The sequence below is a fragment of the Brachyspira hampsonii 30446 genome (assembly GCF_000316195.1).
Classification (GTDB): Bacteria; Spirochaetota; Brachyspiria; order Brachyspirales; family Brachyspiraceae; genus Brachyspira; species Brachyspira hampsonii_C.
Genome location: NZ_JH994110.1, coordinates 162213 through 187286, shown reverse-complemented (window position 1 = coordinate 187286; position 25074 = coordinate 162213). Strand labels below are relative to the sequence as shown.

The following is a 25074-nucleotide window of genomic DNA, read 5'->3' as shown; positions in this document are numbered from 1 at the left end:
AAAGAAGATTTTCTTGAGAACTAGGGGCCAGTAGCTCAGTCGGTTAGAGCAGATGACTCATAATCATCGGGTCCGGGGTTCAAGTCCCTGCTGGCCCAATACCCTAAAGTCGTAATATTTTGTACTATCCTTTTTAATTTAAATATTATGAATATTTGATAAATCAGATTATTATTTATAATAAAACTTTTTTCTATATAATTTTTTCTATATGAATAGATAAAAAATCAGTTCCTTAATATAAATTAAGAGAGCTGATTTTTTATACCCTATTTAAAATTACATTCCTAGTTACTATGAAACTGCCATTGATTTTCTCAGGCAATTCTATTTCTATAGAATTATTGGAATCGAAGTGTATATGAAAAATATCTTCTCCGAATTTCATATCATAGTCATCTTTATCATAAGATGCTCCCAAAGATATGCTATGACTTATCTTTCCAACTATAGGTGCTGTAGTAGTTACTTTTATATCTCCATTTTCATCTACTAATGCTTCTAAATCTATATCAAAAGTGAGAAAATTTTTTATTGTTGCCTTACCTCTATAAAGACCGTTTCTATCTTTTAGTAACATAAATATAATCTCCAAATATTTTATATATATATAATAACATTTTTTTTAAAAAAGACAAATTTAAAAAAATGTCTAGTATAGAAATTATATAAATAAAGGCGGATTTTACAGTAAATCCGCCTTAAAAAATTAATTAATTTTATTATTCAGATAATTTTGCATAGAAGAATTTATGTGCTCCTAGAGGATCGTAAATAACACCTGATAACTTTTTACTAACCATAATAGGATCTGTATAAAAATAAATAGGTATTAAACCCATATCTTCCATAAGTATATCTTCTGCCTCATGCATAGCTTTCATTCTTATATCCTGATCTATTGTAGACATAGCAAGTTTTAATTTATCATCATAAGCTTTATTAGAATAACCGCCGTTATTTTGTATACTATAGCTTAAAAATACACCCAAAAAACTCATAGGATCATTATAATCAGCTATCCAGCCATGGCGGGCTATAACATAATTTTTTTCCTGTCTTGTAGTTTGGAAAGTAGCCCATTCTTCCTGTGCTATAGTAGAATCTATACCAAGTCCGGATTTCCACATTTGCTGTACTGCTTCAAATATTTGTATATGCTCTCCTGAATTTGATTTAAACTCTATAACAGGGAAATTTTCTCCATTAGGATAACCAGCCTCAGCTAAAAGTTTTTTAGCTTCATCTAAATTCTTTTGATAATCTTCAGCTTTTACACTGTAATAGTCGCCGCCCACTTTTCTGAAATCACCCTCTGCTCCTTCAGTATCATTTACTCCGCTAGGAACCCAAGCACTTGCAGGAAGCTGTCCCGCTCTAGTTACCTGTTCTACTAAATAATTTCTGTCTATAGCCAAAGTCAAAGCCTTACGAACCCTTACATCTTTTAATATATTATTAGTAATATTCAAACAATAATAATATGTGCCTAAATAAGGAGAAATATGCATTAAGCCTTCACTTTTTAAATTCTCAATATCCTGAAGCGGAGGATTATTGGCAAAATGCAAAGAACCTTCTTTTATGCCCGCAACAGCAGCAGTACCATTTTGCATAAGTATAAATACCAACTTTTCAGGAACTATATTATCAGCATTCCAATAATTAGTATTTTTTACTACTACAATTCTATCATCTGTTCTTCTTTCGGTCATTATAAAAGGTCCGTTTCCTATATAAGTATCAGGAGAAAGTGTCCAATTATCTGTGTTTTCTTCTATCATATCTTTTCTAACAGGATAAAATGTATAAAAAGCTGCTAACTCTAAAAAATAAGCTGTAGGTGCATTTAATTTTACTTCAAAAGTTTTTTCATCTACGGCTCTTACCCCCAATTCAGCAACAGGTTTCTTACCGGAATTTATATCCATTGCATTTAAAACAGGTTCAAATTGATAAGCATATTCGCTCGCTGTAATAGGATCAACTACTCTTTGCCAAGAATAAACAAAATCCTCTGCTGTAATCTTTTTACCGTCAGACCATTTAGCATCGTCTCTTATATGAAATGTATAAGTTAATCCGTCATCGCTTATATCCCAGCTTTCAGCAACACCCGGTACTATTTTATTATCCTTGTCTCTAGTTGCCAATCCCTCAAAAACATGCTGAATATAAATATTGGCATCTACTGTTGAATTTAAAGCAGGGTCTATGGTTTTGGGTTCAGGTCCTACATTAATATATATAACCCCATTCTCATCTTTTGATCCTGAGCATGACATAAACAATATTATCATGCTTAAAAATAAACTCATAAATACAATCTTTTTCATGGACATTATCCTATATAATTTTTTATTTAAACATTATATTTTATATCAGCTATTAATCAATAATTTTTTTACTTAAAATATATTAAATGCAAAAATTAATGTATTTGTTTCAAAAGTATAGATTGATTATATATGAAATTTTAATAATTTATCAATTAAAAAAATAATGTTTCACTTGTCGTATATCAGTATGTGAATATTCACTATTTTGCAGAGATACAAAAAATAAGCGGAGTTTTTTATTATAAAAATAAGATTAGTTTTAAACTAGGTATCATATTTACTAAATTCTGCTATTTATATAATAAGAAATCATTTTAAATTGCGGCTATAATGTATGATTTGTATTGTATACTACTTTACATTTTATTTACAATACTGTATTTTTTGTAAAATTTATTTAAATTTAGCTTTACAAAACTTATTTAATATGCTATACTTTAATTATAAGAGATTAATAAGGAGGTGATAATATGAAAAAGTTAAGTTTAATAGCTTTGGTATCTGTATTTATTATGACTGCCAATTTATACTCTTTTGATTTAATAGAAGACACTTTTGATTTTATTTTTGATGATTTGGCAAAAGTAATTGGCATTGTTGTAATAATAGCAGCAGGAGTATATATATTTAAAAAATATGTAAAAAAAGACTCTAATTCTGATGACAGATAATGAGTAAAAATTAATGGGGGAAAGTAAGTAATGAAAAAGTTAGCATTAAAAGCTTTTATTTTTAATTTAATCATTGCGGCAAATCTGTACTGTTTTGATTTAATTGATGATGTAGATGATTTTATTGAAGATATAGTGAAGCTAATAATAATGGTTGTTGTAATATTAGCTGTAATATACTTCATAAAAAAGGTTTTAAAAGATGATAATACCTCAGGAAAAATAAGAAAGAATGATAGAGATGATGATTATAGGAAACCTAGCAGAAGAAGAAAAATCAGAAGAAGAGATGAATATTATGATGACTATGATGACTATGAAGACGATTATGATAATAGGGTAAGAAGTGATAGATATTATGATGATTATGAAGATGATTATAGAAATGAAAGAAATAATAATAAAAGAGAAAGAATAAAAGAAGATAATATACAATATGAGTATGATATGAGGGATTATGAAAGAAGAGAGAGGAGGATTGCGGATAATACTAAAAGCAATATAGACAGCAGAGAAAATGATCCTAGATATGAAAAAGTTTATGAATTAAAACCTGAATATAAATTAAAAGATGATAAAAAAAGGATAAGATAATTTATTTTTTATAAAGGAGGAAATGATGAAAAATAATATAATGTCTGTTGTAAAATCAAAAAAGTTTATGATTATTGCAGCTTCTCTTGCGGCAGCGGCATTATTTATAGCGGCAATAAGATTTTTAGGTTTGCAGTATTATATGTTTTATTTAATGCATGATTTCGATGAAGTTATAGAAGCATTATTAAAAATTTCTGTTTTTGCTGTAATGATAATGTTTGCTTTTATTTTATTTAAAAAAATAGATTCAAAAGATAGTAAAGAAGAAAAATCAAATGAAAGCGAATCTAACAATGAAAAAAAAGATATTATAGTTGTTAAAGAAAAAAATAATAAATCTAATAAAAGCATAATTATTATTATGGCTATAATTGGAGTATTGGCATTAACAGCATTATTTATATTCTATTCAAGATTTTTTGGAATGCATTATATGCTTTATAATTTAGATGATATTATAGAGGGCATTTTCCAATTAGTAGTTGTTGCGGCTGTTATAGGCTTTGGGGCTGTATTTGCTAAAAAACTTCTAGAAAAATTATAATTCTCAAATATAAAAATTATTAGAATCCGGTAAATTTATTTGCCGGATTTTTTATTATGCCGCACGCAGAGTAAAACTTAAAATATAAATCGATTAATAATTATAATTTAAACAATATATAAAATTCTATTCACCGTGCGTTTATAAGATTAAAAATTTAGACAACACTTGGGCGGGTGTCTTGAAATTCTAATTAATCATTTAAGAAAAATGAAATATAATTTTCTAAACGAATTAAAAAATATAAAGGGCGGGGTATGTAATAAAAGTTTAAAAACCTACTTACACTTTCCCACCCTCTAGGCTTTTTAATTAATTTTGGATTTTTGTTTTTGATTTCTTTTTTGTTTAATTAGAATTTTTAGCTGCCCACCCAAGTATTTTTTTAATTTAGAATGCATCATACATCGCACGCAGAATAAAATTTAAAATATAAATCGATTAATAATTATAATTTAAACAATATATAAAATTTCATTAACCGTGCGTTATTTTTTACAATCAATAATCAAAAGCATCTTCGTCTATATCAATATAATTACCAGAATAATAATTAGCCTTTTCTTTTATGAGCATTAATTTTTTCGGTATCTCCATTAAAAATGAGGAAGGTATCTGCTCCATTATACCAGTGCTTATTCTTCTTCTTTTTGAGTATGTAAGATAAAGTTTTCTTCTTGCCCTTGTTATACCTACATAACAAAGCCTCCTTTCTTCATCAATGCCTTTTTCTTCTTCAAGCGAGAAATAATGAGGAAAAACTCCCTGCTCCATTCCTGTCATAAATACTACATCAAATTCCAAACCTTTAGCATTATGAATAGTCATCAATGTTACATAATCATCCTTGTCATCATTTGTATTTATATCTCTGTATAGAGTATTCTCTTCTAAAAATGTTATAAGTGAAGCATTAGGTTCCATTGCTTTATAATCATAAAAACCTCTGAAAAGCTCTTTTATATTCTCTTCAGCAGTTATTACTCTCTCGTTTCCATCACTCTTAAAAATTGAAAAATAATCTATATCTTTTAAAAACTCAAAGAATAATAACTCTATATGAATGCCTTCTTCATTGATAATATCTTCTTTTATCTTTACAGCATATTCTTCTATAATGCTTTTATAGGCTTTCATATTTGAAATAACTTTTTTTGTAAGTCCTGCTTCATCAATATAATCAATAGCGTTATAAAGAGTCAATTTTCTAGTATTTGCAAAAGTTTCAAAATTGCTGAAGCTTTTCTCTCCTATTCCTCTAGGCGGAACATTGATAGTTCTTCTTACACTGAAGTTATCTCCGAAACCTGTCATAAGCCTTAAAAAAGAAATGGCATCTTTTATTTCAATACGCTCAAAGAATCCAACTCCTCCTACTATTTTATAATTAATAGAATGAAGTCTTAACTCTTTTTCATAAGCCCTAGACTGGCTGTTAGTTCTAAATAATACAACAATATCCTTTGCCTCAAATCCGTTATCAAATAAGGATTCTATTTCATTAACTACACTTCTTGCCTCTTCTAAATCGCTATAGCAAATCCAATTTTCTATTTTAAACTCATTAGGCTTATTTGAAAATACATTCTTTTCATGACGATTAGTATTATTTTTTATGACACTCAAAGCAGCTTCTACAATATCTTTAGGGCATCTGTAATTTTCCTCAAGACGAATTACCTTTGTATTAGGGTAGTCTTTTTCAAAATCAAGTATATTCAAAACATCTGCTCCTCTGAAGGCATATATACTCTGATCATCATCTCCCACAACTGTTAAATCATTTTCTGCATCCTGCGTTAATAATTTTATTAATTTATATTGCTGAGGATTAGTATCCTGAAACTCATCTACTAAAATATATTTAAATCTGTTTCTATAATAATTTAAAACTTTATTTTCTTGTTCAAATAATTTTATAGTATTTAAAATTAAATCATCAAAATCCATTACATTTTCATTAAGTTCATACTCTGTATATTTTTTATAAACATTTTCAAAAATATCTCTGTCGAAAACTATACCATCATCTATTGAATTTTTTACATTTGATATGAATCTTGTTATAAGTTTCTGTCCTATACTCTTTGGCACTTCCTCTTCTTTCATAATTCTTTTAATAACTGATGCTTTATCTCCTTCATCTAAAATAAGAAAATTGGACTTATATCCTAGGAAATGTGCATTCTCTTTTAATATTCTTAGACATGCAGAGTGAAAAGTTCTAATAAATAATCTGCTTGGTTTAATATCTGGAAGCAAATCGCATACTCTCTCTTTCATCTCATGTGCAGCTTTATTAGTGAAAGTTACAGCCATTATATTTTCAGGAGCTGCTTCAAGCTCATTGATAAGATATGCTATTTTTCTAGTAATAACTAAGGTCTTACCGCTTCCTGCCCCTGCCAAAAGAAGTAGCGGACTTCCTGTATGCAGTATTCCTTCTCTTTGGACTTCGCTTACATTGTCAAGTATATTCATAAATATGCACCTTAAATATAAAAATAGATATTCATTATATTGTATATTATTTAATATTCAAGTTTTTATTACACACATATTGAAAAACATTTATAAATTTAATATAATGTATAAAACACTATTGATTAAAAAACTTTAAAAATTATCTCAATTTTTATTAAAATAATAATCATATATTAATGTTTTATATATCAATAAAAATATTTTTTTGGAGTTATAATAATGAAATTTGTATCATTTGTTGAATGGAATAATACTGAATCTGTAGGTATATTAAGTAAGGACGGAAATAAAGTTATTGCAATTAATGAAATAATATCTGACTTTAAATTTGATTCTAATCCTATGATACAATTAATAAATATGATTAACACAGATAAGGATATACTAAATAAATTAAAATATGCAGAAGAAAATTTTGAAAGGGCATATTCTATAGATAATGTAAAAATATTATCTCCTATAAGAAAGCCTATTCATGATATTATATGTGTAGGGGTTAATTACAGTGATCATTTAAGTGAGATAAAAAAAGACATGAAAGATTTTAAGGAGGTTAAAGCACCTGTATACTTTTCTAAAAGGGCTATAGAAATAATTGGTTTTGGGGATAAAATAAAATCTAGATTTGATTTAGATGAATGTCTTGATTATGAAGTTGAATTAGCTGTAATCATGGGGAAAACAGCAAAAGATATAAAGCCTGAAGAAGTTAATGATTATATATTCGGATACAGTATATTCAATGACATATCATCAAGAAATATACAAAAAAAACATTCGCAGTGGTATAAAGGTAAAAGTTTGGATTCATACAGTGCTATGGGACCATGCATAGTTTATAAAGATGATTTGAAACTGCCTTTGAAACTTGATATAAAAAGTATTTTAAATGATGAAATAAGACAATCTTCAAATACTAAATATATGATTCATGATGTAAATTATTTAATATCTGATATATCAAGAGGAATGACTTTGGAAACTGGAGATATAATAGCAACAGGAACTCCTGGTGGTGTTGGAATGTCTTTCAATCCTCCTAAATACATGAAAAAAGGTGATAAGATAATTTGCAGTATAGAAAATATTGGCGAGCTTATAAATTTCGCTGAATAATTATTATGAATGTGTTTTAACGCACGCTTAATGATTTTTTATTTATTGTTTTAATTATAAATTAAAACATTTTTATATTTTGTAATCTAATTGCCGTGCGTTAAATTTTGACAAATATGCATATATTGAGTATAATACAGATTAAAATAATTTAGTTAGGATTTTTTATGAAAACTTTATCTTTAAGAAAAATTAATGTTAATATTGTTATATTATTTTTATTAAGCATTATAAGTTTAGCATCACCTATTATAACACATTATTTCGGATTTAAAGGCACAGAATTCCTTCCTATATTTTTTGCTTTGTCTTTAGGAGCTTATATATTAAATCCTATATTTTTAATAATTCTTAGCTTTATATCTCCGCTCTTGAATTATTTTCTTACCAATATGCCCATGCCTCCGACATTATATTTTTTGATATTTGAAGGCATAGTATTTTCATCTTTAATAAGTGTAATGAAAAATAAAAACATATCTTTTATATTAGTTTCATTATTTGCTTTGATAGTTGGAAGGTTATCATCTGTAATTCTAACTTTTATTTTTGATATCAGCATTAATACTTGGTTAAACGGAGTTATTTTAGGATATAAGGGAATAATAGTAAATTGGATTTTTGCGAGTATAATATACTTAATATTGAAAGATAAAACTAATGAGTAATATTTTTACTGCTTATAAAAAATTCAGTATAGATAACATACCTATAACAGCATTAGGCGATTTGGATAAAGAGCTTGGTGATGAATTAAGGGCATTTAAAAAAAATAATATTGATTTCCCTATAAATATAATAGAGAATATAAAAAATTATTATTCTGATTATATAAAAACAAATAATAAAAAAATTGACATCATACTTTATGTGCCTTCAAATAAAAATAATGGCGTAATGGATTTTTTTGCTGATTATATCTCTAAAGAGTTTAATATAGAAAAATATGAACTTATAAAAATAAAAAAAATATAAAAGAACAAAAATTTTTAGAAACTCTAAAAGAAAGAAGCGAAAATATTAAAGCTGCTTTTGAAATAATAAATACAGAAAAAATAAAAAATAAAAATATATTATTGATAGATGATGTTTATGCATCTGGTGAAACTATAAAAGAAATCATCAAAATATTTAAAGGATTTGAATTTAACTATAATTTAGAAATATTAATTTTCTGTTATAGGAATCATTTTTTTTATTAAAAATATTTTTTATGATTTTATCTTTTCTATTATTCTTTTAGTTGTTCTTTCATTAATAACCCATCTATATGCTATTCTAAAGAAACATCTATATGATTAATATAAAATCTATTTCTTCTCTTCTAGCTATTTTTTAAGCCGGTACAAAATCACTATCTCCAGATATTAATCCTATTATATCCTCCAATTTTTTATATGATAGTGAGTATATAGCAACAGCAATTTTCATATACATTCCTGTCTGTTTCAAATTGAAAATAAAATCATCTTCACTTATATCATTATAGTCTAATTTAAAATTCTATTTTTTATTTCTAATATCTTTTATTATAGACTATATTTTTAATGGTTTTATAGTCCAACTGTATTGTTTTTTTAATTCACCTAATCTTAAATCTGCCTTCCTATTTTTTCTAAGTTCATTAAATAATTCATTTCTAAATATATATTTTCTTTATATGAAAAGCAATCATAGTAAAATATTCTGTACAAATAATAATTTATATCCTTTATTCCTTTGTTCATACTTGCTAATGATATTGAATATAAATCATTTACTATATCTTGAACATTATTTTTAGAAAAATTGAAATTACTATCAATATTCCTTTTATGAAATTTATATCTTTTTAGAAAAAAAGAATCGTCTATTAGAATAGCTGCTTTATATATTGTAAGCAAATTAATATAAAAATTGATACATATTTTATTAGATTGTTGATTTTTATACCTATTTATAATATAATTATTATGTTTATTCAAAAAAGAAATGTATCTTATTTTTTAATAAATTTTAAACAATAAAATAAATAATCAATTAAAAAAGAGGGATCAATATGCGTTTTAAAAGTGCCTATAATGGAATATTAACAAAAGATGATATCGGTAAAGAAGTTAAGTTAGCCGGTTGGGTATTGAGAAGAAGAGATCATGGCGGTGTAATATTTGTAGATTTAAGAGACAGAACAGGATTTGTTCAAATAGTATTCAATCCTGAAATAAGCAAAGAAGCACATAATGAAGCTCAGGATTTAAGAAGCGAATATGTTATCAGCGTAGAAGGTAAAATTAGAGCTAGAAGTCCAGAAATGATCAATCCTAAAATTCCTACTGGTGAAATAGAAGTTATGGTTGAAAAAATGGAGCTTCTTAATACTTCTGAAACTCCTCCTTTCTTATTAGAAGATGATATTGATACAGGCGAAGATATAAGACTTAAATATAGATATTTAGATTTAAGAAGACCTACTGTATTCAATAATTTATATAAAAGATTTCAAATTACTAATGCTTTTAGAAAACATTTAGCAGATAATGGCTTTATAGATGTAGAAACTCCTATATTAAATAAAAGCACTCCAGAAGGTGCAAGAGATTTCCTCGTCCCTTCAAGATTAAATGCTGGGGATTTTTATGCTCTTCCTCAGTCGCCTCAGATATTTAAGCAAATACTTATGATAGGTGGTTTTGACAGATACTATCAAATAGCTAAATGTTTCCGCGATGAAGATTTAAGAGCAGACAGACAGCCGGAGTTTACTCAGGTTGATATTGAAACTTCTTTCCTTAATACTGATGAATTCCTTTCTATTATGGAAAATGTTACTGCTAATATAGTTAAAGATGTTTATGGTATTGATTTGCCTACTCCGTTTCCTAGATTAAATTATTATGATGCTATGGAAATGTACGGAAGCGATAAGCCTGATACTAGATTTGAATTAAAACTTATCAATGTTGAGGATGCGGTTAGAGGCTGTGATTTTGCTGTATTTAAAAATGCTTTAGATAACAAATTTATAATAAGATGTTTGAATGCTAAAGGCGGCGAAAAATTAAGCAGAAAAGATATTGATGACTTCACAAAATATGTAGGCATTTTCGGAGCTAAAGGTCTTGCTTGGATGAGAGTTACTGATAAAGGACTTGAATCAAATATAGTTAAATTCTTCTCTGAAGACAATCAGAAAAAAATATTAGAAGTTACTAAAGCAGAGAAAGGAGATTTACTATTCTTTGTTGCAGATACTCCAAAAGTTACATTCGATGCTTTGGGTAATTTAAGATTAAGGGTCGCTGAGAAATTAAACTTGATAGATAAAGATAAATTAAATTTCTTATGGGTAGTGGAGTTTCCATTATTTGAATATGATCATAAAGAAAAAAGAATATCCGCTACTCACCACCCATTTACAGCTCCTGTACCTGAAGATGTTGCCTTATTAGATACTGATGTACTAAAAGTAAGAAGCGATACTTATGACTTGGTATTAAATGGTAATGAAATAGGCGGCGGCGGTCAGCGTATATATGACAGCAAAGTACAGGCTAAAATCTTCAATCTTTTAGGAATATCCGATGAGAAGGCAAAAATAAGATTTGGATTCTTACTTGATGCATTAAAATACGGTGCTCCTCCTATGTGCGGTATGGCTTATGGTATAGACAGAGTTGTTATGCTTTTACAAAAACAAGACAGTATTAGAGAAGTTATAGCATTCCCTAAAACACAAAAAGGTCAATGTTTAATGAGCGGCTGTCCTTCTACTGTTGATGATGATCAGTTAGAAGAACTTCATTTAAAAATAGAAGAATAATTTTTTGAATAAAATCAAATTTAATTAATAAAAAAGTCCCATTATATTTACATATTGGGGCTTTTTATTTTTTAAATTTATTCTCATTGCCCGCCCTCTATGTTTTTTAATCTTATCTTTTATTTCTGTTTTTTATTTTTTTATTGCTTCATTAGAATTTACAGCACCCACCCAAGCATTTTTTAAATTTTAAAAATCCCACAACGCACGGTTAGCTAAATTAAAAATATAAATTTATATTATAATTCAAATTTTATTATTCTTTAAAATTTTGCTTACCGTGCGGTAAATAAAATTTTAAAGCTATTACTCAATATTTTTTCTTTTCTGTTCTTTTAGATAATTCTTTTTAGCATCTTCAATGTTCATGAATGATTCCATTGTGCTGTTTAAATTAGCTTTTAATTTCTGTCTTTCTTCTAGTGCTTGTTTTCTATTTTGCTTGAATGATTTCTCATGACTTTTCATAATGTCTAAATCTCTTATTATCCCAGCCTGAGCCTTAGCAATTTCAACAGCAGCCTCCAAAACTTCTTTAGCATCATTATAACCCTGTTCAATTCTCCTATATGCACCTTCTGGAGAAAAATCCAAAGTACCATTTATAAGATTGCCTAAATCTTCATGAGGACATATTTCGTATATAACAGCTGATGAATCCCTTCTGTCTTTTATAATCTCATCAGCCTTCAAATGTATAACCATTATATCAGTACATCCTTCATCATAAAGAGGAGTAAGAGGAGAATTATCTTTTATACCTCCGTCCAAATATATTTCGCCGTCAACTTTCTCTACAGGAAATAAAATAGGTATGGCAGAAGATGCAAGAAGTATATCAATCATATCTTTTTCACTTCTTCCATTTAATTTGAAATAATGGGCATTGAATGAAGGTATATGAGTACATGCACAGTAAATAGGAAAATCCATATTTGAAATATAGTTTAAATCAATATGCTTGTTTATAATGCTCACAAGACCGTCCCTAGATAGAACACCAGTAGAAGCAAGAACACCCACAAAAGCAGCAACGGCAGGATTGGTCATAAGCATAGAGCCATATTTGCCGAAACCTTTAATAGTGCTTTCTATGTCAATGCTTAATATTTTATTTTTGATTTCTCTAGTCCAAATTTTCTCGGCTAGATTGTAATCGTCCAAAGCGAAAAGGCAGGCATTCAAAGCCCCAACAGAAGCTCCCGAAACAGTCTTTATATTTCTGTCAAGCCCAACCTCTTTCAAATACTTCCAAACGCCGATTTGATAAGCCCCCTTACCGCCGCCGCCGTCAAAAACAAGCCCCAATTTATCCATAATATTTTTATCCTCTTTTATTACTTTATAAACTTAAAAAATATTTAAATTTATATATTAGCAGGGCTTTACCCCCACTCTGTATGATATGCAACACCTCAGTTTTTTAACCAAAAAACCATACGCTGTACATCTGTGGCTAAAAGATTGCCTTTTACAGATTCAGTTTTTATATGCAATAAACAATTAAATAAAACTATTTTATCAGAAAAGCAAAAACATATTTTTTAACCATCTTATTCATCTTTAATATCATAATTACTATTTTTTTAATGAATCTAGAAAATCGTCTATAGTTCTAATAAGATTTAATTTATCAGATAAGTCTTTATAAAAACCACCTTTTGTTGTTTTTAGACCATCTTCTAAACTTGGATTTAATGCTATAGCTCTATTTAAACATTCTTCTATTAAAAATCTATTGCCTCCGCTTACTACTAATGCTTCAGCTTTATTCATAAATGCTAAAGGCTCTTCATTATTGATTTTTATAGCTTTATCATAATATTCTACAGCTTTTGAATAATCTTGAGGCATAAGAATTCTTCTATATAATACACCTAAATTAATATTTGCTTCATAGCTATTTGGATTTAATTCAACTGCTTTTATCATGGCATCTTTTGCTTTTTCAAACATTACAGATGATACATAACTCATAGCAAGTTTATAATAATTATCATAATTATTTAATCCTTTTTCTATGGCTAATTGTAAATTTTCAGCAGCATTTTTATAGCTCTTACTTCCTATATATGAATATGCAATTGCCTCATATAGTTCTGCTGTATCTAATCCCTGAGCTTTAGCCTTATTTAATAAATATAAACTTCCTGAATAATTACTTTTTTCTAATAATTCTATTGCTAAATCAAAAATTAAATTGGCTGAGGCTGATATTTTAGGAGTTTCTTTTTTTTCTTCTATCTCAACTAAGTCTATATCTGTCAATTCGTTTATCATAGCTACTGACAAATCAAAATATGAATTCTCTTTCTCCAAATCCATATTTAAATTACTAGCTGCATAATTTTTTAGCAAATTAAACTGTACTTCTTTTTCATCTTTTCCAGACATATCAACTATGCTGTCTACAATATATTTTTCATCTGTTTCTAGTTTTTCTATCTTTTTTATATTACCAAGCAAAGGCACTTCTATATCTTCAAGCTCATTTAATTTTGCTTTATCCAATGCCTCAAAGAATTTATCAGCTATTTTACTATTAGATAAAAGTGTATTATAAAGGCTAATCATACTTATTTTATCGCTTGGATTTATTCCTATTTTATCCATCATTGGTTTTAACATCATCAAGTCATTAAGTGAGTAATTGCCTTTAGTAGCCAAAAAGAAATCAGAAATAATACATAACATTTTTTCATTATTACTTTCTAAGTCTTTATACAATACTCCGTCAAACTCTAAATATTCTATTGTTGACTCAAGATGTACAACATTCATACTTCTTTCAAGTTTATCTATTCTTGTAGACTCTCTAATAAAAGCAGACATTGACATATTCATCATTTTCTGCATTTGAGAATACAGTTCATTAAACTCTTTATCTATTTGAGTAACTAGGCAGTTGAGTTTGCAGTTTACTCCCATTATAGCATCAAAAGTTAATTTACCCTGCTGTGCTAGTTTTTGTATCATCTTTATGCAGGCTTGCTGAGATACGGCAAAATCTCTGTCTATCTCTCCTCTTAATTTTCTATTTTTTCCTGTAATATTTCCCAATAAATTTTTAAATGGACCTTGATTTGCTAATTTTTCGGCTTTTGCTTTTCCTGCTGATATTGCAGAACTTGCCTGTGCTGCTAATCTTGTTAATTGTTTACCATTATCTTTAAACTCTTCATAAGTTTTATCTACATACTCATCTATAGCAGTTTTTCTTCTTTTGTTAAATATTTTTCATAAGGCATATGCAGATAAAGTCTATACTAAACTCCGATTAAATATGTTCTATAATAATTAGATGTAAAAAATAATTGAAATTCAAGTTTTATTTTATATATAAATTTTATACAGCAATTAATTCTTAATTATCATCTATTTTTCCTATATGTATTTTATTTTGATCCTTAATATCCTCTTCTGAAATGTATTCTGCTGATATATCTATAATATTTGTTTCTTCTCTATTTTCTATCTCTTCTGCAGAATCTTCATTATCTATTTTTTTACCTTCTATTTTGTTATTCAATGACTCTAAAACATTTTCAAATCTCTCATCAAAATCATCAACTGCATTCATTATAATTTCAAAAATATCCATAAAATACTCCTTTTGTATTATTTTGTTATTTTATTATTATAAAGCATATATATGACAAAAACTGTCGCTTTATTTTTTATGTGATTTTAATTTGCTAACAAATTTATTTTATAGTATCATATTGAAAAAAATCAGTATTATATTATTATCATTAATCAGTAAATTTTAAGGTTTATAAATACTATGAATAAATTAGATTTAGTAATATTTGATATGGACGGACTTCTACTTGATACTGAAACTATAAGTTTAAAAGCTTGGAAAAAAACTTTTAAAAACTATAAAATAAATATTGATGCAGAAAAATTATTCTTCAGTAAAATATTAGGCTCAAATGAAACTTCTATAAAAAATACTATTATAGAAATGTCAAAAATCGATGAGGAAATATTTTATGATATTATAAATAATCAAATTGAAGAGGCTTTTAATATAGTAAGAGAAGACGGTATAAATATAAAAAAGGGTGCTGTTGAGCTTATTAATTTTTTAAAAGATAAAAAAATAAAAAAAGCTATAGCAAGTTCAAGCATAAGAAGAAAAGTTGATTTGTACTTAGATAAAACTAATCTCAAAAAAGAATTTGATTATATAATTTGCGGAGATGAGGTAAGATATCCAAAACCTTATCCTGACTTATATAATAATGCGTGCGGTTATTTCAATGCTGATAAAAATAATGTAATAATATTAGAAGATTCTAAAAATGGCTTATTATCTGCTAAAAATGCTAATATAGAAAAAAGATTTTATATTCCTGATTTGCTTTTACTATCTGAAGAAGATGAAAAAGAATTATCGTATAAGAAATTCAATAATTTAATAGAAGTAAAAAATTATATAGATAATAATTTTAAATATAATTAAGTTTTATTCTAATTTCCCGCCCTTTAAAATTTGATACTATATTATAAATTTTAATTCTAATTATATTTAGAACCTAATCAAAAATTAAAGCACCCGACCAATCTTTTTTAAATTTAAAATATATACAACGCACGGTAAATGCATTTTTATTAATTGTTTAAATTATAATTCTTACTTAATTTATATTTTTAACTCTAATTTGCGTGCGTTTTTATAAAAAATATACAATTATCTTATCTTTGTTAAATTGCCTTCGCCTAATGTATTATTATTGGCATAAAAAGAAAAATTCATGTAACTATTATTGAAAGATAGGGTAAAATCATATTTATATCCTGATGAAGTAATAGAAACTTTATATACATTGTCAGAAACTTTTATTATATTTTCTTTATAGGCAGTATTATAAAAGTTTATAAGACTTCCATTCATTCTTATAGATAAAGCACTTCCGCTTCCTAATGTTACACTAACAAATGCCTGAGAACTTAAATTATTATTTTCTCTTATAGTAATTGATCCTTCATAAGTACCGTAATATTTATCATCTATTCCATTATTACTGTCAAAAGATAATGAACCTGTATTAAAATTAAGACAGCTGCATATAAAAAAAGCAGAAAATATTATTATTATTTTTGATAATATGTTCATATTTTTACCTTTAGATATATAATACTACAAAATAAATTTATGTCAAAGAAATTAAAGGAGAATATTTATGAAACTAGGAGAAGCATTATTAAAAAAAGATGAATATATAAAAAAAATTGATAATCTAAAAAAAGGGTAAAAAATAATGTTTTTGTAAAAGAAGATAATGAAAATAATGAAGATCCTAATGATTTAATTAAAGAATATATAGAAACAAATAATGAATTATCAGATTTAATTGTTAAAATCAGTAATAAAGAACATACAACAAAACTAGAAATAGGTGTATCAATATCAGAGGCTATTAATATAAGGGATAAATTAAGCAGAGAAATGGATATTTATAAAAGCATTTTAAAGGAAGTAAACAGCAAAGATTTTAGAACAGCAAAAAATGAAGTAAAAATGACAGTATTAGTTAATGTTAAAGAGATACAAAAAGAATTTGATAAATTATCAAAGGCATTTAATGATATTGATATTATGATACAGTCAGCTAATTGGAATACTGATTTACAGTGAAAATTCTGGTATATGAAATAATATCCGTACCAGAATTTAGTATTTTAATGGCATAATTATTTTTATGATGCATCAAGTAAATAATAAAAAAATATAAAAATTATTCTCAAGTTTATAATATTTATTTTTAAAGTTAGGGTTTGAATTTATATTTTTATTTTATTTCTTATTGACTCTGCGTGCGTTGTTTAAATTTAAATAAAATTGGGTTGGTTCTAATAAATTCTATTTATATAAATAATAAGAAAATTTTTAAACTTTTATTACATTCCCGCCCTTTATTCTTCAATAATTTATTCTGCAATTTTTATTTATCTTTTCTTAAATACCAACACAGAAATATTAGTACCCGCCCAAGTTTTTATAAGATTTTAAAATTATATTACACCACGATTAATAATTTTATTTTTTATAGATTTTATTGCGTTGAAAACTAAATTTATTTTATTATTTTTTTACCGTGGGTATTGTAAATTGAGTTTATTACTAATTAAATAAAAACTTATAATCACTTATATTTTTTGTTATTAGTATAAATATTAATTTTTAATAGGTTTTCATTTATGCAAAATATAGAAAATAAACAATCACAAATAGAAAAAATTATTGAAGAATATGATAATAAATTAAAAGATAAAAATAGAGAAATAGAAAAATTAAATGATGAATTAAATAGAATATCCACAAGCAGTTATAATTCAGGCATTCCGAATGTAATATCAAATAGGGGAGATGAAAGTGATGATTTTTCATTTCCTCATAAATGGGCATTAACCTGCAAGAGAATGGAGAGTTCTATTTATCTTGAGCCTATACTTCAGTTTTACAGGGGAGTTATTAATTCTTTTAATTATTTTGTAGAAAAGCCAAAAGAATGCGAAGATAATGAAAGAGTAAATAATGCCTACAATTTTTTTGTAAATCAGTTTGAAAGATCTGGCGGACTTAAAAACTTAATAGTTAATGTTACTTACAATGCTTTGGTTTATGGATTTTGTTTTTTTACTCCGAAACTTGAAGTAGTATCTGCAAAGGCTTACGGATTTAAAGGAAGACTTGACGGACTTAGAGGATTTAAATATTATGATCCTTCTTCAATATACAGATTCAATTTTGATGAAAATGACAGTGATGAAATCAAAAGCATAAGTATTATAAAAAGCCGTAAAGAAATTTTTAATAGTTTATACAACGATAATGAAGCAAGCATTATAAATATAGATTTTGATTTAGCTTTGGCAGGTTATGCAAGTTATGGAAGCATTGAAGGTGATATTATAGGAAAGCCTTTTTTGTACAGTGCATATTCACTTTGGCAGATTTTAGAATCTATGGATAATAGTTTTAACCGCAATTTAAAAAATATAGGTGAGCATAGTTTTAATTTTATAGCAAATACAGAGCTTAATGATTCAAAGCGTAAGGAGGCAGAGAGAGAGATAAGAAATTTCGTAAATAATGGAGGCGGAATTTTTATCTCCAAATATGGTAAGATAGAAAAGATAGAAAGTATTGATGCTAATGAATGGTATAATTTTAGAGACAGCATGCTTTCAGCTTTATTTAAAAATAAGGGTGTAGATATTAAAGCACTTGGTCTAAACAAAGGAGCTACCAAATCATTAGCAGAACTTACTCAGGACAATGCTATTCTTATGGCAAGCGATATAGTTTCTGGCATAATCAATTATATTAACAACAGTTTTATTAAAAGATATTTTGATTTGAATTTTAAAAGTTTAAGACTGTCTGGAGAATGCGATTATTTTAGAGTTTCCCATTCTGTAATTGAGAAATCAGAGTAAATCATAAAATTTTTTTATTGTTTAATATGTAATGATATTCTTAAATATTAAATTTTTATGCGTATATACAGTTGTTAATTATTAAATTTTGTATATATTATAACTATAAAGAAAATCCTTTCAAAATTTTACTATATTTCTAAAATATATTTAAGGAGGCATTTATGGCAGTTAAACTTTTTAATAAAGAAGAATTGCAGAAATGCACTACAAAAGAAGAAGTAGAAGCATATTTCAATTCTTTGGGTATAAAAGAAGATGATTATGAAACAAAAATAGATGCTCTTACAAAAGCCTGCAATTCTAAATCTATAAAATATTTTGGTAATATATCATTAGAAAAAAAATATAATGATATATTGGTAATGTTTTTAGATGATGAAGTTAGAATGTACAGAGGATTTTAATTTTGTATGCATAAATTAAAATTATAAGAAATAGCTGCCAGATGCGGATATACTAAAATTTCAAAACATAAGAAGTTATTAGATGATTTAGAATCTAATATAATGGATAATTTAATTCTCAAATATATAGAAAAATCTTTATTATCACATTGGAAAAGTGCAATAGAGAATATTATATTGCAAAATAGACAATCTTATTTCATTAAACATATAAAAGAGAAAGAGAAGCATGGAGATATTATAAATAATAGAGATTTTAGGATATTAAATATAGCTTTATATAAAATTTTTATAAAGGAAAAAGATATAAGCGGTTATGGATTTCTTTCATCAGATGAAGAACCTTATGTAGATATAATAATCATAAATAAAAATATGACAATACCTGAAAAGAGATGTGTTGTAGCTCATGAATTAGCTCATATAATAGTAGAAAGAATATTAAAAGAAAAAAATGTAGAGATAAATTGGGATACTATAGATGAAGAAGAATTGATGGATACTATTATGTGTTATATATTGTATGATAAATCAAATTTCTATAAAGATATTAGTAAATTGGAAGATTTTATAGTTGATGGAGTTTACGAATTTAAAAAGTTAAGAGAATCTATAATTAATAAATATGGAAATTAATTTTATAATAAAAAATTAATAAAAGGCTTGGTATTAATTTACCGAGCCTTTTTTATTTTGATGAACTTATAATCTCTTATATTTTTTGCTATAGGTATAGAGATAATAAATAATCTCTGATTGCTAACAATATTAAATAATTATAATTACTAAACTGCACATATTTTCAGCTTTGTAAAATAATAAGTATTACCGTGCCAAATGCCCGTACGGCGAGTACTTTTTGATATAGGTATAGAGATAATAAATAATCTTTTACAGTTAATTATTAAACAACATCATTAAATAAATTATATAGATTAAATATTTATATCAAGGAGATAAAATGATTAAAAAGAAATACAAAATTTTAGGCGATAGTTTCAAGCAGTATATACCGCTTTCAAAAAATACTTTTGCTGAAACAAAAACTAATAAAATCACAGAAAAAAATATTGATGAGCTTATAAACTCATTTATGAAAAGCACTATAGAAATATTTGTTTATAAGGGACATAAAGAAGATGATGAAAGAGAGGCTATTGGAAAGGTTGTAAGTTTAGAAAAAGATAATGATAATATCGGACTTTATGCTGTTATAGAATGGTTTGATGATAGTGTAACAGAGAAGAAATCTTTTTATCCTTCTATTGAGATGGTTGGTAAAAAATCTTATGAAGATGAAGATTTTATTTACTGGGAGAATTGTGAGATAAAAGCTATTGCTGCAGTTGAATATCCTGCAAGCCGTAATGTAGATTTGCTTTGTGCTAGTGCCATTATAAACAGTGAAGATAATATTAACGGAGGCTACATGCAAAAATTAAAAAATGTATTAGAAAAATTATTAAGCGAAGATAAAGAAATAGAAAAGCAAGCTAGAGATGAGTTTGTTTATTTATTTAAAAATGATGAAGAGATTCAAAATATTATTATTGATATTGTAGCAGAAAAATTGAGAGAAGATAATTTAAAAGATAATAAAGAGAGTAAAGAAAATAATAAAGCGTACAATAAAGATTTAAATAATTTATCTAATTCATCTAATAATACTGCCAATGATAAAGAATTAAATCTCTCAGCTATAACTTACGGAGATTGGTGTAATGAATATGCAGAAAGCCAGAATGCTGTAAGATGCTCTTCAAAATCAGAAAGCTCTACATACGCAAAGGCAAGAAAACTTTTCAAGGCTGGACTTAGCAAAGAAGAGATAATGTCAATAGTAAGAAATGATTTAGTACCTATTGGAGTAGGTGGCGGAGAGAAGATTAATTTATCAGCATTAAGTGAAGAAAATAAGTATAGTGAAATAGCAAAACTTTTTAAATAAAATAAAAAGTGAGCAAATTAATTTGTTGGCATTATATTAATGCAGGCAATAATAGGAGTTCAAATGGCACAAGGATCTATAATAAAAGCAGGTATTAATAGCGATGAAGCTAATTTACCAAAAAGAGGTTTTCCTGTAACAATAAAAAATGATAATGGAAAAGGCGTTTTCTCACTCTACAGTGATGGAAGTGTATTTGTAGGAGTTGCCTTGGAAGACGCTTTTTCCTATCAGGAGTTTGGATTAAAGGCAAATACAATATCAGTTTGCTATGACGGAATAGTGAATGCAGTTGTAGCTGAAAGTGTTGTCGCAGGAGATGTTGTAACAGCTAGTGATAGCGGATTCAAAAAATCATTAGACGGACATGGAGTAGGAATAGTTATAAGAGGCGGCAGCAATTATGCAGAGATACTTTTGAAATCTGTATGATATTAATTTCTTATTCACATTGTATACAATTCAAGAAATACTGCATTTTAAGACTATCATAGTAATAAATAAGTGAGCCGAATCCACAGATGTGTGACTTAATTTATTTAAGTTAAGCCTCAAGGCGTAGGCGAACATAACAATAATAAGTGAGCCGAAGCCCTTGACTTAATTTATTAAGTCAAGCCTCAAGGCGTAGGCGAACATAACAATAGTAGGAGTTAATTTAAATGAGCATACCTAATTTACAAAATATACAAAATAAACTTTTTCCAATTATCAATAAAGAAATGCCTAGATATATGGGGCAGACTAATTTTGTGAGCAAATATATACCAGAGATTTTTGTCGGTGTTTCTCAGGGAGCTATAGGAGGCGATTTAGATAATACTGCATTTAATCTAAAAAACATGTACGGCGGTACTTCTTTGGGAGATTTAAATATTTTTAATGAGTATCCTAAACATGAGGCTAGAGTTTTTAAAATGGAGCCTGAAGAATATTATATTGGAATAGATATTAACAGAATAGAAGAGATTAATGAACTTTATTCAAGAGATGAGAAAAAAGCAGGCGAGGAGATTTTAAATTATATAGCTCAGAAACTTGTATCAAGATTAGGGCTTTTAAGAGAAAGAAATTTAGCTGCAAAAGTTACAGATGCTAGTCTTTATGGAAGTACAAACACTGTTGATTTAACTGCAAAACCTATAAGCACTTGGACAGAGGCTGATATCGATAATTTCTTCTCTTCATTTATAGATTTGGCTAAATATTTGAATTATGCTGTGGGAGGAAATCTATTTAATGACAGAATGGAGCTTCAAAATAACGGACAGAAACTTTATATAGTTATTCCAATAGATGTGTATATTAAACTTCAAGGTTTATTCAGATTATTTTCTAATTATATATCAATGATTGGAAATGATGCCAACGGAAAATATAAAGCATTCAGACCAGATATTTTTAATGCGGTAACAAGCGGAATAACTGTTGTAGGTACAGCATTCAGAGTGGCAGATGATCATGAAGTGGATCAAATATATCAGCTAGAAAATCTTACAGATATATGGACAGGCTCATCAATTTATATGTTTACAACTTCATCTAATATACTTGATATGGCTTCAATAAAAGAGGTAGTATATTTAAATCATGATATAAGAGAAGTTGATATATTGGGCAATAATTTGTGGAGAACAAGAACAAAGAGATGCACAGTAGCTTCCAACCCTTACGGCTTCTGTAAAATAGACTTGAGCTTGTCTTGATAATTAAATATTTATTTTAGATTTTTTAAATAACTGCATTTTATATATATAAACAAATATTTGGGGTACACTTAAACATATATTTCATCAAATGCAGTCCTTTTGCTTCTTTGGGTCACCAAAAGAAGTGGGGGTGTGGCACGACTGTGTGCTTTGCAGGGCTAGTCCCCACAAATCCAAAATTTAATATTCATATAATTAATAAATAAAAAGAGGCACTATGTCAAAGAAATCTTTATTATTTTTTTTAGAAAATAGTATTACTAATAAAGAAATAAAAGCTAATGATTATGTAGTATCAAGAGTGGGATATTTCTTTAGAGATGTGCATGAGAGAAGATGCAAGGTAATAGTTGAAAGCGATTTAAATATATCTTTAAGCGATTCATTTTTGATTATAAGCAAAGAGGAAGCAGAGGAGCTTATAAGAGAGAAGATGAAGCCTGATGATGTTATCAATTATCTTAAAGAAGAAAATAAAAAGCTAAAAGATAAGATAAAAGAGCTTGAGGCTTAATTTATTTTTATGTGCTGTCTTAAATATTTATATTTTGAGGCAGTACATTAAAACTAAAAAAGGAAATTAATATGCAGGAATATATTTACGAGCCTGATATAAATTATTTTAAAAGCATATTTAAAATGTTTAACTATGATGATATTGATACAGACTTTTTAGAAGAACAGCTTAAAAGTTATACTATTCAGTTTAGAAGAATGATTTTGAATATGAATTATACAGAGCCTACGGAAGAAAACGGTCTTCCATATATATCTATAAAAAATTATATATGCTATGAAGCAGCAAGGCTTTTAACTGTTAATTTTGTTTCAAACAGCGACTTGATAAATTTTATTCGTACAGAAAGTCTGCGTTTAAAAGAGCTTGCTATAAAAGATTTATCAAGCATTGTAGTTGGAGAAAATAGTTATGATAGTGTTAGTTTAGAAGGAAAAATAAAAAAGCCTTAAATCGTACTAAAAAATAAATAAAAAATATAAAAATCAAAAGGTTTATTATGATACATTTTAAAAACAGCGTTATATATGTTTTAGATAATTTCATGAACTTTATGGCTGATGAATATATTGATTTGTCTGGAAATAAAGTTGAAGGTGACAATCAATTAAATAAACTTTTAGATGATAAATTAAAAATAGAATATTTCAGTTTAGGAGCTTTGAGATCTATGAGCAAATCATTTCTTTGGGCTTCAATAGCAGAAGGAGAAAGCAGGGGAAGTAATTCATATATAGGGGACTCTGCAGGTTTTGCTGATGATATATGTTTAAAAGCTACTGTATATAAAGAGCTTAAAGCTGGAGAATCATTTTTGGCTTATAATATCATACCTTTGGCACTCAATCAGGCAGCTCGCTATTGGATATCAAAACTCAATGATGAGGGCGAGCGTATAGCGTTATCTCCTATTATCAAATGGGAAGCTCCTTCATTTGACAGTGAAAACAGTAAAAGGCAGTTTAATGATTTTTCATCTATAAGAGGCGTTAATTTTTCTCTTGATATTAATTTTAAAATTATGACAGGGAGTTATTTAAATGAAGTTCTTTACTAATTTAATTAATAATTCATTTAATAAAAAAGTTTATGATTATGTTCAAAACAGAGATAAACTTTATAAAGTAAAAATCACTTCTTCTCCAGAGAATGCCAAAATAATAATGAATGAAGAAGAAAAATATTTCGGAGCTTATAAAAATGCTGAAGTGATAAATTATCAGGTTAGTCTTGAAGGCTACAGTACCAAAGAGGGAAGCATAACTGTTAATAACAGCGATGTTTTAGAGAATGTAGTTTTGGAAAGCATTTGATTAATAATTGAGATTATAGCGTTTGCATTTTCGCGAAACGTGTCTATGTCAGCAACTTTTTTATACACGCGTTAAACGGAATTTTATATATAGTTGGTATTAGAATTATTATTTTATTTATATTATATGAGTTAAGTTTAACGCGTGTTAATTTATACATTTTGCGCAGAGCAGATTTTGG

27 protein-coding genes, 1 tRNA gene and 1 pseudogene are annotated in these 25074 nt (G+C 27.0%); 21 read left to right on the top strand and 8 right to left on the bottom strand.

Translation table 11 applies throughout. The features are described 5' to 3' along the window. The first annotated feature begins 24 nt into the window (after positions 1-24). A tRNA-Ile gene (locus A966_RS01015) sits at positions 25-98 on the top strand. Between the two features lie 164 nt (positions 99-262). Here A966_RS01015 and A966_RS01010 read toward each other — a convergent pair. Together A966_RS01010 and A966_RS01005 are read right to left on the bottom strand one after the other, a co-directional pair. Further along, positions 263-580 carry a hypothetical protein gene (locus tag A966_RS01010; protein ID WP_008721589.1) on the bottom strand — a complete coding sequence of 106 codons (318 nt, stop codon included), beginning with the start codon at positions 578-580 and terminating at the stop codon, positions 263-265. 142 nt (positions 581-722) lie between these two features. Further along, on the bottom strand, positions 723-2336 hold the full coding sequence (locus A966_RS01005; protein WP_008721587.1) for a peptide ABC transporter substrate-binding protein: 1614 nt from the start codon (positions 2334-2336) through the stop codon (positions 723-725). Positions 2337-2809: 473 nt separating this feature from the next. Here A966_RS01005 and A966_RS01000 point away from each other — a divergent pair, with 473 nt between their 5' ends. The 3 genes from A966_RS01000 to A966_RS00990 are packed head-to-tail and all read left to right on the top strand — an operon-like array spanning position 2810 to position 4151. Next, positions 2810-3010 (top strand): hypothetical protein, encoded by a 201-nt coding sequence (locus tag A966_RS01000; protein WP_008721584.1) that lies wholly within the window; start codon positions 2810-2812, stop codon positions 3008-3010. Between the two features lie 30 nt (positions 3011-3040). Beyond that, positions 3041-3604, top strand: a complete 564-nt coding sequence (locus A966_RS00995; protein ID WP_008721583.1) for a hypothetical protein — start codon at positions 3041-3043, stop codon at positions 3602-3604. A 25-nt stretch (positions 3605-3629) separates the two neighbouring features. Further along, positions 3630-4151 carry a hypothetical protein gene (locus A966_RS00990; protein WP_008721580.1) on the top strand — a complete coding sequence of 174 codons (522 nt, stop codon included), beginning with the start codon at positions 3630-3632 and terminating at the stop codon, positions 4149-4151. A gap of 501 nt (positions 4152-4652) precedes the next feature. On the opposite strand, the gene A966_RS00985 is transcribed toward A966_RS00990, so the two are convergent. Further along, the gene (locus tag A966_RS00985) at positions 4653-6632 is read right to left on the bottom strand and encodes an ATP-dependent helicase (RefSeq protein ID WP_008721577.1); all 1980 of its coding nucleotides are present in this window, start codon (positions 6630-6632) and stop codon (positions 4653-4655) included. 222 nt (positions 6633-6854) lie between these two features. On the opposite strand from A966_RS00985, the gene A966_RS00980 reads away from it, so the two are divergent. The 4 genes from A966_RS00980 (at position 6855) to A966_RS13675 (ending at position 8953) form a co-directional block, all read left to right on the top strand. Beyond that, positions 6855-7751 (top strand): fumarylacetoacetate hydrolase family protein, encoded by an 897-nt coding sequence (locus A966_RS00980; protein WP_008721575.1) that lies wholly within the window; start codon positions 6855-6857, stop codon positions 7749-7751. A 167-nt stretch (positions 7752-7918) separates the two neighbouring features. Further along, complete coding sequence (locus A966_RS00975) at positions 7919-8419, top strand: hypothetical protein (protein WP_008721573.1); 501 nt, start codon at positions 7919-7921, stop codon at positions 8417-8419. After that, positions 8412-8726 (top strand): hypothetical protein, encoded by a 315-nt coding sequence (locus A966_RS13680; protein WP_008721571.1) that lies wholly within the window; start codon positions 8412-8414, stop codon positions 8724-8726. The genes A966_RS00975 and A966_RS13680 overlap by 8 nt, the downstream gene beginning before the upstream one ends. Positions 8727-8827: 101 nt before the next feature. Further along, a complete protein-coding gene (locus A966_RS13675; RefSeq protein ID WP_232817724.1) occupies positions 8828-8953 on the top strand; it encodes a hypothetical protein in 126 nt (41 codons plus the stop codon). 133 nt (positions 8954-9086) lie between these two features. On the opposite strand, the gene A966_RS13200 is transcribed toward A966_RS13675, so the two are convergent. Then, entirely contained in the window at positions 9087-9188 is a 102-nt protein-coding gene (locus A966_RS13200) for an NYN domain-containing protein (protein WP_081588924.1), read from the bottom strand. A 601-nt stretch (positions 9189-9789) separates the two neighbouring features. On the opposite strand from A966_RS13200, the gene aspS reads away from it, so the two are divergent. Next, the gene (gene aspS / locus A966_RS00960) at positions 9790-11550 is read left to right on the top strand and encodes an aspartate--tRNA ligase (protein ID WP_008721564.1); all 1761 of its coding nucleotides are present in this window, start codon (positions 9790-9792) and stop codon (positions 11548-11550) included. A 306-nt stretch (positions 11551-11856) separates the two neighbouring features. On the opposite strand, the gene A966_RS00955 is transcribed toward aspS, so the two are convergent. From A966_RS00955 to A966_RS00945, 3 genes are all read right to left on the bottom strand, one after another. Next, positions 11857-12867, bottom strand: coding sequence for a patatin-like phospholipase family protein (locus A966_RS00955; protein WP_008721561.1), 1011 nt, complete (start codon positions 12865-12867; stop codon positions 11857-11859). A 261-nt stretch (positions 12868-13128) separates the two neighbouring features. Next, positions 13129-14610: a tetratricopeptide repeat protein gene (locus A966_RS00950; RefSeq protein WP_008721560.1), complete on the bottom strand. Its 1482-nt coding sequence runs from the start codon at positions 14608-14610 to the stop codon at positions 13129-13131. 304 nt (positions 14611-14914) lie between these two features. Then, on the bottom strand, positions 14915-15151 hold the full coding sequence (locus A966_RS00945; RefSeq protein ID WP_008721558.1) for a hypothetical protein: 237 nt from the start codon (positions 15149-15151) through the stop codon (positions 14915-14917). A 183-nt stretch (positions 15152-15334) separates the two neighbouring features. On the opposite strand from A966_RS00945, the gene A966_RS00940 reads away from it, so the two are divergent. After that, on the top strand, positions 15335-16018 hold the full coding sequence (locus tag A966_RS00940) for an HAD family hydrolase (protein WP_008721556.1): 684 nt from the start codon (positions 15335-15337) through the stop codon (positions 16016-16018). Between the two features lie 228 nt (positions 16019-16246). Here the strand turns inward: A966_RS00940 and A966_RS00935 are convergent, their stop codons facing one another. Next, a complete protein-coding gene (locus tag A966_RS00935) occupies positions 16247-16672 on the bottom strand; it encodes a hypothetical protein (RefSeq protein ID WP_008721553.1) in 426 nt (141 codons plus the stop codon). 186 nt (positions 16673-16858) lie between these two features. Between A966_RS00935 and A966_RS00930 the strand changes: the two are divergent. From A966_RS00930 to A966_RS00880, 11 genes and pseudogenes are all read left to right on the top strand, one after another. Continuing rightward, a pseudogene (locus tag A966_RS00930) lies at positions 16859-17194 on the top strand (DIP1984 family protein); the annotation flags it as partial. Between the two features lie 563 nt (positions 17195-17757). Further along, a complete protein-coding gene (locus A966_RS00925; protein WP_008721548.1) occupies positions 17758-18999 on the top strand; it encodes a hypothetical protein in 1242 nt (413 codons plus the stop codon). 164 nt (positions 19000-19163) lie between these two features. Then, positions 19164-19406, top strand: coding sequence for a hypothetical protein (locus tag A966_RS00920; protein ID WP_008721546.1), 243 nt, complete (start codon positions 19164-19166; stop codon positions 19404-19406). A gap of 102 nt (positions 19407-19508) precedes the next feature. Next, positions 19509-20042 carry an ImmA/IrrE family metallo-endopeptidase gene (locus tag A966_RS00915; protein WP_008721543.1) on the top strand — a complete coding sequence of 178 codons (534 nt, stop codon included), beginning with the start codon at positions 19509-19511 and terminating at the stop codon, positions 20040-20042. Between the two features lie 325 nt (positions 20043-20367). Then, positions 20368-21354 carry a hypothetical protein gene (locus A966_RS00910; RefSeq protein WP_008721540.1) on the top strand — a complete coding sequence of 329 codons (987 nt, stop codon included), beginning with the start codon at positions 20368-20370 and terminating at the stop codon, positions 21352-21354. A 63-nt stretch (positions 21355-21417) separates the two neighbouring features. Next, on the top strand, positions 21418-21786 hold the full coding sequence (locus A966_RS00905) for a hypothetical protein (RefSeq protein WP_039955397.1): 369 nt from the start codon (positions 21418-21420) through the stop codon (positions 21784-21786). A gap of 230 nt (positions 21787-22016) precedes the next feature. Then, positions 22017-23060: a hypothetical protein gene (locus tag A966_RS00900; RefSeq protein WP_008721534.1), complete on the top strand. Its 1044-nt coding sequence runs from the start codon at positions 22017-22019 to the stop codon at positions 23058-23060. Between the two features lie 220 nt (positions 23061-23280). Next, on the top strand, positions 23281-23577 hold the full coding sequence (locus A966_RS00895) for a hypothetical protein (RefSeq protein ID WP_008721528.1): 297 nt from the start codon (positions 23281-23283) through the stop codon (positions 23575-23577). A 71-nt stretch (positions 23578-23648) separates the two neighbouring features. Continuing rightward, entirely contained in the window at positions 23649-24032 is a 384-nt protein-coding gene (locus A966_RS00890) for a hypothetical protein (RefSeq protein ID WP_008721526.1), read from the top strand. Between the two features lie 47 nt (positions 24033-24079). Further along, positions 24080-24637 (top strand): hypothetical protein, encoded by a 558-nt coding sequence (locus A966_RS00885; RefSeq protein ID WP_008721524.1) that lies wholly within the window; start codon positions 24080-24082, stop codon positions 24635-24637. Beyond that, complete coding sequence (locus A966_RS00880) at positions 24621-24893, top strand: hypothetical protein (RefSeq protein WP_008721521.1); 273 nt, start codon at positions 24621-24623, stop codon at positions 24891-24893. Before A966_RS00885 ends, A966_RS00880 begins: the two co-directional genes overlap by 17 nt. Positions 24894-25074: the final 181 nt, after the last annotated feature.